Source organism: Saccharomonospora saliphila YIM 90502 (assembly GCF_000383795.1).
In the GTDB taxonomy this organism is placed as follows: Bacteria; Actinomycetota; Actinomycetes; order Mycobacteriales; family Pseudonocardiaceae; genus Saccharomonospora; species Saccharomonospora saliphila.
Genome location: NZ_KB912724.1, coordinates 19,677 through 29,197, shown reverse-complemented (window position 1 = coordinate 29,197; position 9,521 = coordinate 19,677). Strand labels below are relative to the sequence as shown.

General features: G+C 69.3%; 3 protein-coding genes and 1 pseudogene. All 4 read right to left on the bottom strand.

Going from position 1 to position 9,521, the window contains the following annotated elements:
- Window positions 1-44 precede the first annotated feature (44 nt).
- Entirely contained in the window at window positions 45-1,979 is a 1,935-nt protein-coding gene (locus SACSA_RS0118685) for an acyl-CoA dehydrogenase family protein (RefSeq protein WP_028662033.1), read from the bottom strand.
- Between the two features lie 689 nt (window positions 1,980-2,668).
- Complete coding sequence (locus SACSA_RS0118680; protein WP_019819243.1) at window positions 2,669-4,147, bottom strand: MFS transporter; 1,479 nt, start codon at window positions 4,145-4,147, stop codon at window positions 2,669-2,671.
- Between the two features lie 26 nt (window positions 4,148-4,173).
- Window positions 4,174-8,907 (bottom strand): DNA polymerase III subunit alpha, encoded by a 4,734-nt coding sequence (gene dnaE, locus SACSA_RS24870; RefSeq protein ID WP_019819242.1) that lies wholly within the window; start codon window positions 8,905-8,907, stop codon window positions 4,174-4,176.
- A 125-nt stretch (window positions 8,908-9,032) separates the two neighbouring features.
- Window positions 9,033-9,521: pseudogene (locus tag SACSA_RS0118670) on the bottom strand (hypothetical protein); the annotation flags it as partial.

The window sequence follows — 9,521 nt, the reverse complement described above, 5'->3', positions numbered from 1 at the left end:
CACGGCCGCCACGCTGGAGGCGGGCCCGGCACGGCCACGGCGGGTCAGGGGGAGGACTCGAGGTAGCGGCGGGCCACGGTGTCGCGGGCCGAGGAGCCCGCACGCCAGTCGGCGATCCACGGTCCGGTGCCCTCGCTGGGGTCGAGCACTCCCGCCTCCAACCACGTGAACCGGCCGTCCAGTACCTCGCGCGCCAGCGCGCGATCACCCCGGTCGGTGTTGGTCCACAGCGCGCCGAAGAGTCCCTCCACCCGCAGCCGCGCCTGCGCGCAGAAGGCGTCCGCCAGTTCGCGGGCCGCCTCGCCCTGCTCCGGGTCGTCGGCTCGAAGGTGCTCGGCACGCACACACGTGGCCGCCATCGCGAACAGCTCGGCGCCGATGTCGACGACCCGGCTGAGAAAGCCCTGCCGCTTCTCCAGCGCGGCCTGCCATCGCACCATGCCGTAGAACGTCGAACGGGCCAGCTTGCGCGACGCGCGCTCCACGTACCGCAGGTGCCCGGCCAGCGGGCCGAACTCGGCGAAGGACATGGGCATCTGTCCCGGGCCCGCCACCAGCCGGGGCAGCCACCGGGCGTAGAAGCCGCTCGCACGCGCCGCCGCCGCGGCCTTGCGACGGGGGTCGGCCTCCGGATCGGCGAGATCGCCCGCCGCCGCGAGGTGCGCGTCCACCGCCTCCCGCGCGATGAGCAGGTGCATGATCTCCGTCGAGCCCTCGAAGATCCGGTTGATCCGCAGGTCGCGGAGCAGTTGCTCGGCGGGAACGGCTCGCTCACCCCGGGCGGCGAGCGACTCGGCCGTCTCGTACCCGCGCCCGCCCCGGATCTGCACCAGCTCGTCGGCGATCGACCACGCCCGCTCGCTGGCCCACAGCTTCGCCAGCGCCGCCTCGATCCGGATGTCGTTGCGGCCCTCGTCGGCCAGTTGCGCCGACAGCTCCACCACCGATTCCAGGGCGAAGGTCGTGGCCGCGATGAACGAGATCTTGCGCGCGACCGCCTCGTGCGCGCCGAGCGGCTTGCCCCACTGCACGCGCTCGGCCGACCACTGCCGGGCGATCCGCAGGGCCCATTTGCCCGCGCCCGCGCACGAGGCGGGCACCGAGAGCCGTCCCGTGTTCAACGTGGTCAGCGCGATGCGGAGCCCGTCGCCCTCACGGCCGACGACGTTGCGCCGAGGCACCCGTACCCGGTGGAACCGGGTCACCCCGTTCTCGATCCCGCGCAGGCCCATGAAGCTGTTGCGCTGTTCCACCGTGATGCCCGGCGTGTCAGCCTCGACGACGAACGCCGTGATCCCGCCCCGGTGCCCCTCCCGACTCGGGACCCGTGCCATGACGACCAGCAGCTCGGCCACCACGCCGTTGGTGGTCCACAGCTTCACGCCGTCCAGTTCGTAAGCCTCGCCGTCCTCGGTGGGCGTGGCCGTGGTGGCCAGCCGCGCGGGGTCGGAGCCCACGTCGGGCTCGGTGAGCAGGAAGGCCGACACCGCTCCCCGTGCGCAGCGCGGCAGGTACTCGGCCTTCTGTTCCTCGGTGCCCGCCAGCTTGAGCGGCTCGGGCACGCCGATCGACTGGTGCGCCGACAACAGCACGCTCAGGGTCGAGTGCACCGAGCCCACCAGCATCAACGCCTGGTTGTAGGCCACCTGTGTGAGCCCGAGGCCGCCGTAGGACTCGGGGATCTTGATGCCGAAGCATCCCAGCTCGGCCAGCCCCTTGACGTAGGTGTCCGGGATGCGGCCCTCGCGCTCGATCACGGCAGGGTCGAGCGTCTCGCAGTATTGCCGCAACGCCCGCAGGAACGCCCCGGCGCGGGCGTCGTCCTCGGCGGACGGGCGCGGATGCGGGTGCACCAGGTCCAGGCGCAGCCTGCCCAGGTAGAGCTCCTTGGCGAACGAGGGTTTGCCCCAGTGGCGTTCCCGAGCCTGTTCGGCGACCTCACGGGCCTGCTTCTCGGTGACGGGTGCGTGCTCGGCCATCGACGTCCCCTTCCGGGTCGGCGGGGTCACAGAAGTGGTCACCGACGATGCTGATCGTCGAGTGTCGCCGACGATGCTGATCGTCGAGTGGTCACCGACGATGCTGATCATCGGCGGGCGTCGGTCACGGGATGCGCGACGGCCGGGCCGCCGATCGGCTCCCCGGGCACACCGCACGACCCTGTTACCCCGGGGTAGGCCGAAGTGGGGCCCGGGAAACCCCGGTCTCACGAATTCCCCCGGAGGCGGCACCACCGCATCCCCCGACCGGAGCGCGTCCCGGCGCGCTCGGCGCCCGACGCGCCGTTCGTCGCCGACGACGCGCTGGGCGTCGGGGCGCGGACGTCGGCCGGATGAGCACGAACGCACCGTGCGCCCGCGCCGGGCTTCCGTACGGGGCCGACGGTGCCCGGGTGAGCCCCGTCCCCGTCCTGCCGGGGGCTCACCCGTCGGCGCGCCTTGTCGCCGCGTCCCGCTCGATCCCCCTCGATCGCCGGAACGAGCACCATCGGGAGGTTCCGACGAACGGCGGGCATCACCCACCCGGACGGACGTGTCACACGTCACTGTCGCGTCCCGGGCTGCTCCCGCGCACCTCGCCGAAGGCTGGGTTCAGCCTTACCCGACCCCTCACGATTACGCCAGTTGGCGGCAGGGACACACCGGCAGACGTCACCCGAAAAGAGCATCTATGTGACCGACCGTGTTTGCTCCGAGAGCCGACGGTGACGGTACCGGCGCGCGTCCATGGTCGCCAGGCTCAGGGCCACCACGGTGAGCACCACGGAGCAGAGCAGAGCCCAGCGCAGCGCCGTCGGGTAACCGGCCCCCGAGTTCGCCACACCGGCGTGGAACACCGACGCGAGCACGGCGACGCCGATCGCCGTGCCGATCCGCTGGCCGGTCTGGAGCGCACCCCCGGCCGCTCCCGCCATCCGGGTGGGCACCCGGTCCAGCGTCAGCGTGGTGTTCGGCGAGATCACCATGCCCCCGCCGACGCCCGCGACCAGCAGCGGCACCGCCACGACATACCCGGCCGTGGCCGCGGTCGTGTAGGGCACGACCAGCGCGACCGTCCCCAGGCCCAGCATCACCAGCGACAACCCGAGCAGCGTCAGGCGCCGCCCCCACCTGGCGACCAGACGGCCCGCCACGGTCGCCGACACCGCGGCACCCAGCGCGAACGGCGTCACCACCAGGCCGGACTCCAGCGGCGTGTAGCCGAGCCCGTGCTGGAAGAACAGGGCGAAGACCAGCCAGATGCCCGCGAACCCGGTGAAGTACACGGTGGCGATCGCCGCCCCCGTGGCGTAACCGGGGGTCCGGGTGAACAGCCGGACATCGAGCAGCGGCGAGCCGCCCCGGCCGAGCACCCGGCGTTCCCAGCGCACGAACGCCACCCCGCACGCGCAGGCGGGCAAGAACATCCACCACAGCTCCCGCAGCCCGTCCTGCTCGGAGCGCACGAGCGGGAACAGCACCCCCAGCACGGCCAGGCCCAACAGCGCCATACCGGGGAAGTCGAGCTGCGAGGCCAGCCCGCGCCCCCGTGTGTGCGCCTTCGGCAACAGCTTGACAGCGAGAACGAAGGCCACGGCACCGATGGGCACGTTGACGAAGAACACCCAGCGCCAGCCCTCGTCCGCACCGAACAGCGCGATGATCAGCCCGCCGAGCACCGGCCCCACGGCGGTCGAGATGGCCACCGTGGTGCCGAACGCCCCGAAGGCCCGCCCCCGCTCCGCACCACGGAACAGCTCCTGGATCAGCCCACTGTTCTGCGGGGTGAGCAGGCCCGCGGCCACGCCCTGCGCCAGCCGGGCGAGCACGAGCATGGTCTCGTTGACGGCCGCGCCCGCCACGGCGCTGGTGGCCACGAAGGCCGACAGCGCGATCAAGAACATCCGGCGCCTGCCCACCGCGTCGCCGAGCCTGCCCCCGGACACCAGGACGAGACCGAAGGTCAGCGCGTAGCCGGACACGACCCACTGCACGCCCGCGTCGGTCGTGTCCAACCCGCGCTGGATCGACGGGAGGGCGACGTTGACGATGCTGACGTCGAGCAGGGACATGAAGCCCGCCGTGAGCGTGACGGCCAGTGCCCGCCAGCGACGCGGATCGGGCTCGTAGACCTCAGGGGCGGGGCCGGACGCGGAATCGGACGGCACCCGTCCCACGGTATTGACCACCGAGGTCAGGTGCTCGCCGCGATCCCCGGAATGCCTTTCAGCTCACCCATCAGCCCTGAACTCACCGTCACCGGGTAGTCGTAGAGCGCGAAGACGGTCTCCGCGCTGCCGCCGACCAGTTTCAACCGCACCGGAGTCTCACCCCGGTGGGCCTGCAACGTCGACTTCAGCTCGCTGACCACTCCGTGCGTGATCTTCTCGGCCGAGGCCAGCAGCATCAGCGGTGGTTCCTCGTCGCCGGTGGTGATGTCGCTGAGATCCAGCGGGACCAGCCCCGCCGCGAAGACCGACATCTTGTCCTCACGCCAGTTGACGCGGCCCTTGACGACCACCGCGTTGTCCTCGACAAGGTCGGCGGAGAACAGCGCGTAGGACTTCGGGAAGAACAGCACCTCCAGCGAGGCGTCCATGTCCTCGACCGTGGCGATGGCCCACGGTTCGCCCTTCTTGTTCACCCGGCGCTCCAGCGCGGTGATGAGCCCCGCGATCTCGATCTCGCCCTCCTTGGGCGGATCGGCCAGGATGGCCGCGATCGGCCGCTTGGCGTGCTTGCGCAGGATGCGCTCGGCCCCGTCGAGCGGGTGTGCCGAGACGTAGAGCCCGAGCATCTCCCGCTCGTACCCGAGTAGCTGCTTGCGCGGCCACTCGTCGTCGTCGAAGCTCAGGTGCGCCAGCGGAGACGACGACGCGTCCGGCTCGGCGTCGGAGCCACCGCCGCCGAACAGGTCGAACTGGCCCATGGCCTCCTGCCGCTTCAACGGCACGACGGCCTCGACGGCCTCCTCGTGGACCCGCACCATCGACAGCCGGGTGTTGCCCAGCGAGTCGAACGCGCCCGCCTTGATCAGCGACTCGACGACCCGCTTGTTGCAGGCCACGAGCTCGGACTTGTCCAGGAAATCGGTGAACGAGGCGTACTTGCCCTTCTTCTCGCGTGAGGCGATGATCGAGTCGACCACGTTCGCGCCGACGTTGCGCACGGCGCCGAGCCCGAACCGGATGTCGTCGCCGACGGCGGCGAAGCGGGGAGTCGACTCGTTGACGTCCGGCGGCAGCACCTTGATCCCGAGCTTGCGGCACTCCGCGAGGTAGACGGCCGACTTGTCCTTGTTGTCCCCCACCGAGGTCAGCAGCGCGGCCATGTACTCGGCGGGGTAGTTCGCCTTGAGGTAGGCCGTCCAGTACGCGATCAGTCCGTAGCCCGCCGCGTGGCTCTTGTTGAACGCATAGCCCGCGAAGGGCAGGATCGTGTCCCACAACGCCTGGATGGCCTCATCGGAGAAGCCTCCGGGCACCAGTTCGCTGGCCTTCATCCCGGCCTGGAAGCCCTCGAACTCCTTTTCGAGGACCTCGGCCTTCTTCTTGCCCATCGCCCGGCGGAGCACGTCGGCCCGGCCCATCGAGTACCCCGCGACCTTCTGGGCGATCTGCATGATCTGTTCCTGGTAGACGATCAGGCCGTAGGTCTCGGCCAGGATCTCCTCGAGCGGTTCCGCCAGCTCGGGATGGATCGGTTTGACCGTCTGCCGCCCGTTCTTGCGGTCGGCGTAGTCGTTGTGCGCGTTGACGCCCATCGGACCGGGCCGGTACAGAGCCAGGACGGCGACGATGTCGTCGAAGCCGGTGGGCTGCATACGGCGCAGCAGGTCCCGCATCGCGCCGCCGTCGAGCTGGAACACGCCGAGCGTGTCACCCCGGCCCAGCAGCTTGTAGGCCTCGGGATTGTCCAGTCCGAGCCGGTCGAGGTCGATCTCCTCGCCGCGGTTGGCCCGGATGTTGGCGATGGCGTCGCCGATGACCGTCAGATTCCGCAGGCCGAGGAAGTCCATCTTCAACAGGCCGATGGCCTCGCACGACGGATAGTCCCAGCCGGTGATCACCGCCCCGTCGTCGCGTTGCCACAGCGGGATGGCGTCCATCAGTGGCTCACTGGACATGATGACCGCGCAGGCGTGCACACCCGCGTTGCGGATCAGCCCCTCGAGGCCCCGGGCGGTCTCGAAGATCGTCTTGACCTCGGAGTCGGTCTCGATCAGCGACCGGACCTCGGCGGCTTCGGCGTAGCGGTCGTGCTCCGGGTCGACGATGCCGGCCAGCGGGATGTCCTTGGCCATGATCGGCGGCGGCAGCGCCTTGGTGATCCGGTCGGCCAGTGCGTACCCCGGCTGCCCGTGGTGCACCCGGGCCGCGTCCTTGATCGCCGCCTTCGTCTTGATCGTGCCGAAGGTGATGACCTGGGCGACCCGGTCGGCACCGTACTTGTCGGTGGCGTAGCGGACCATCTCGCCGCGCCTGCGGTCGTCGAAGTCGATGTCGATGTCGGGCATCGACTCGCGTTCCGGGTTCAGGAACCGCTCGAACAGCAGCTTCTGCGGGATCGGGTCCAGGTTGGTGATACCGAGCGCGTAGGCCACCAGGGACCCCGCCGCCGACCCACGGCCCGGGCCCACCCGGATGTCCACGCCGCGCGCGTAGTTGATCAGGTCGGCGACCACGAGGAAGTAGGAGGGGAACCCCTTCTGCGCGATCACGCCGAGTTCGAACTCGGCCCGGTCGCGGTAGCCGTCGGGCACGCCCTCGGGGAACCGCCAGTCGAGCCCGGCCATCACCTCGTGGTGCAGCCAGCTCGACTCGTCGTGGCCCTCGGGGACGTCGAACTTCGGCATCCGGTCCCGGTGGCTGTAGACGTCGGCGTAGGACTCCACCCGCTCGGCGATCAGGAGAGTGGAGTCGGCCGCGCCGGGCACCTCGGTGTCCCAGTACTCGCGCATCTCGGCGGCCGACTTGAGGTAGTAGCCGTCACCGTCGAACTTGAACCGGTTCGGGTCGGACAGGGTCTTGCCGGACTGCACGCACAGCAGCGCCGAGTGCGAGTCGGCCTGGTCCTTGGTGACGTAGTGCGAGTCGTTCGTGGCCAGCGGGCGCAGGCCGAGTTCCCTGCCGATCTCCAGCAGCCCTTCCCGCACCGAGCGCTCGATCGGCAGGCCGTGGTCCATCAGTTCGAGGAAGAAGTTCTCGGCGCCGAAGATGTCCCGGTAGTCGGCGGCGGCGGCGAGCGCCTCCTTCTTCTGCCCCAGCCGCAGCCGCGTCTGTACCTCGCCGGACGGGCAGCCGGTGGTGGCGATGATGCCCTCGGCGTGCTCGGCGATCAGTTCGCGGTCACAGTTGTGGACCGCGAAGTCGGTGACGTACGAGTGGTCATCGGCGACCTCGATGTTGTAGACGGGACCGGAATAGTGTTTCCGGTGAACATCGCGGATCGGCTTGTAGACGTACTCGTGGTCAGCGAGCGTCCTGCGGTAAACGCTCCCACCCTCCGGGGAGAAGTTCGCCCGGTAGGACTGAGCATGAACATCGCCGCGAACCGGTTGGCAGTAGGTTCCGGCGAAATCAGCCCGAAGTCGAGCCGCGAGAGTTCGCAGTTGCCAGTGCAGAGCCTCCGACGTCTGCTCGATGCTGAGGACATTTGTTCTGCTCTTCGACCCGTCGCCCTCCAGGACGCCTTCGAAAGCCCCTCGCATGAACTCTTCGCCAGCGTCGAACACGAACCCCGGCAGGTGCTTGTACCGCGCTCCCCCGCTACCACAGAGCGCGCTCAGCAGTTGTGCGAGCAACGACGACGACACCGAAACACTGACTCCCCGGTAGCCGTCACGGTCCGCCCTGCCTCGAACGACGGCGGACTTTCCGGTGTACTTCTCGATCAGTTTGTGGCAGGTGTCGACGAGGTCACGCTCATCTTCATGGAAGTACCAGGAAACCGTGTGTTCGCGATCCACGCACCCCTCGGCGACGTACAGGCCCAAGAAGAAACCGAAGTCATAGTCGAGGTCGATATCATGCCGCATCGTGCCGTAATGCCGGGTCGGCCCCATGTCGCGTCGCGCGGACTCCCGCACGAATCTGTCGGGTTCACCCGGTACCGGCTCCCAATTCACGTAATCCGGCGTGTGGATCGCCGTTCGCACCGGAGCGTCCGGTCGAACACGGGGCATACACACCCAGCTGTTCCAGTTGTCGACGGCTTCTCTTGTGCCGGTGCCTGGACGCCCTGCCGCGATGTCGCGCGCGTCGACCCAGGACTTGTCGCCGTCGCGGTCACGAATCAACACCGGATGCTCACCCGTCATCCAGGTGATTCGGCTGTACCTGCCACTCAGCTCGACGCCGAAGATGTCCCCCTCGTGCTGGTTCCGCATCACCTCGACGACGGGGCGGAACCGGCCACGGTGTGTCAGCACCTCGTCTCCGACCCGCACCTCTTCGATCCGCTTCATGCCATCGCGGGTCATGATCTCCTGGCCGGGCAGCAAACAGCGGGGCTTGCGATAATAGCCTTCCATGCTCGCCAGCGAGGAGAGCGTGAACAGGTTGCGCAGCCCGGTCGAGTTCTCCGCGAGCATCGTCATGTGGGTGTAGGCGCCCGCGCCCGAGACGTCGCCGCCCTCGCCGTACTCGTCGGCGCCGCGCTGATTGGTCTGTCCCCAGAACACCGGCTTCTTGTGGAACCGGCTCTCCGGCGCGACGTAGGCCTCGATGCCGATGATCGGTTTGATGCCCGCCTTCGTGGCCTGCTGGTAGAACTCGTCGGCGCCGTACATGTTGCCGTGGTCGGTCATCCCGACGGCGGGCATACCCAACCGGGACGCCTCACTGAACAACGGCTTGATCTTCGCCGCACCGTCGAGCATCGAGTACTCGGTGTGGACGTGAAGGTGGACGAAGGAATCGGTGGACACCGGCGCGGAACCTCCGGAAAGCTTGGCGCGGGAGACTGGCCCTGTGCGGGCCAGCTTAGTCCCGCCGGAGATCGACTCCGGGACGGCATGCCGGACGGTGGGGCACCCGCCGCGCCCGGCCCGGGTCACCCGGGAAGGCGGGCCTCCACCGCGTCGGCCACGGCCAGCAGCTCCAGCGTGGCGGTCTCGTCGTCGAGGTGGTCGAGACCGCCGAAGTACTGCACCGCCGTGTGGGAGGTGTCGGTCATCGCGATGTTCACCTGGATCAGGCGTGAGCCCTCGGTCTCGTAGAACACGCCCGTCGCCTGCCTTCCGTTGATGTCGATCCGCTCTCCCCTGCCGAGATCGACACCCTCGTCCGGATACACCATCACCGCGACCGCCCAGGTTTCCTCGCTCCCGGCGAACTCGCAGCTCGCGACGACGTCCTCCACCGGCTCACCGGGTTCCACCTCGCCAAAGCCGGACAGCTCCTCCACCGTCACCAGCGCGCACGGATCGAGCCCGGCCGCATCGTCGTCGACGGGCGCCGTCTCGCCCGCGCCCGGAGCCGGCGGTTCGGACGGCGCCGGAAGCACGTCGCCGATGTCACCCGGCCCGGCCTGTCCCGCGTC

Coding starts and splice junctions, on each gene's coding strand:
- SACSA_RS0118685 (WP_028662033.1), bottom strand. CDS start 1,979: ATGGCCGAGCACGCACCCGTCACCGAGAAGCAGGCCCGTGAGGTCGCC.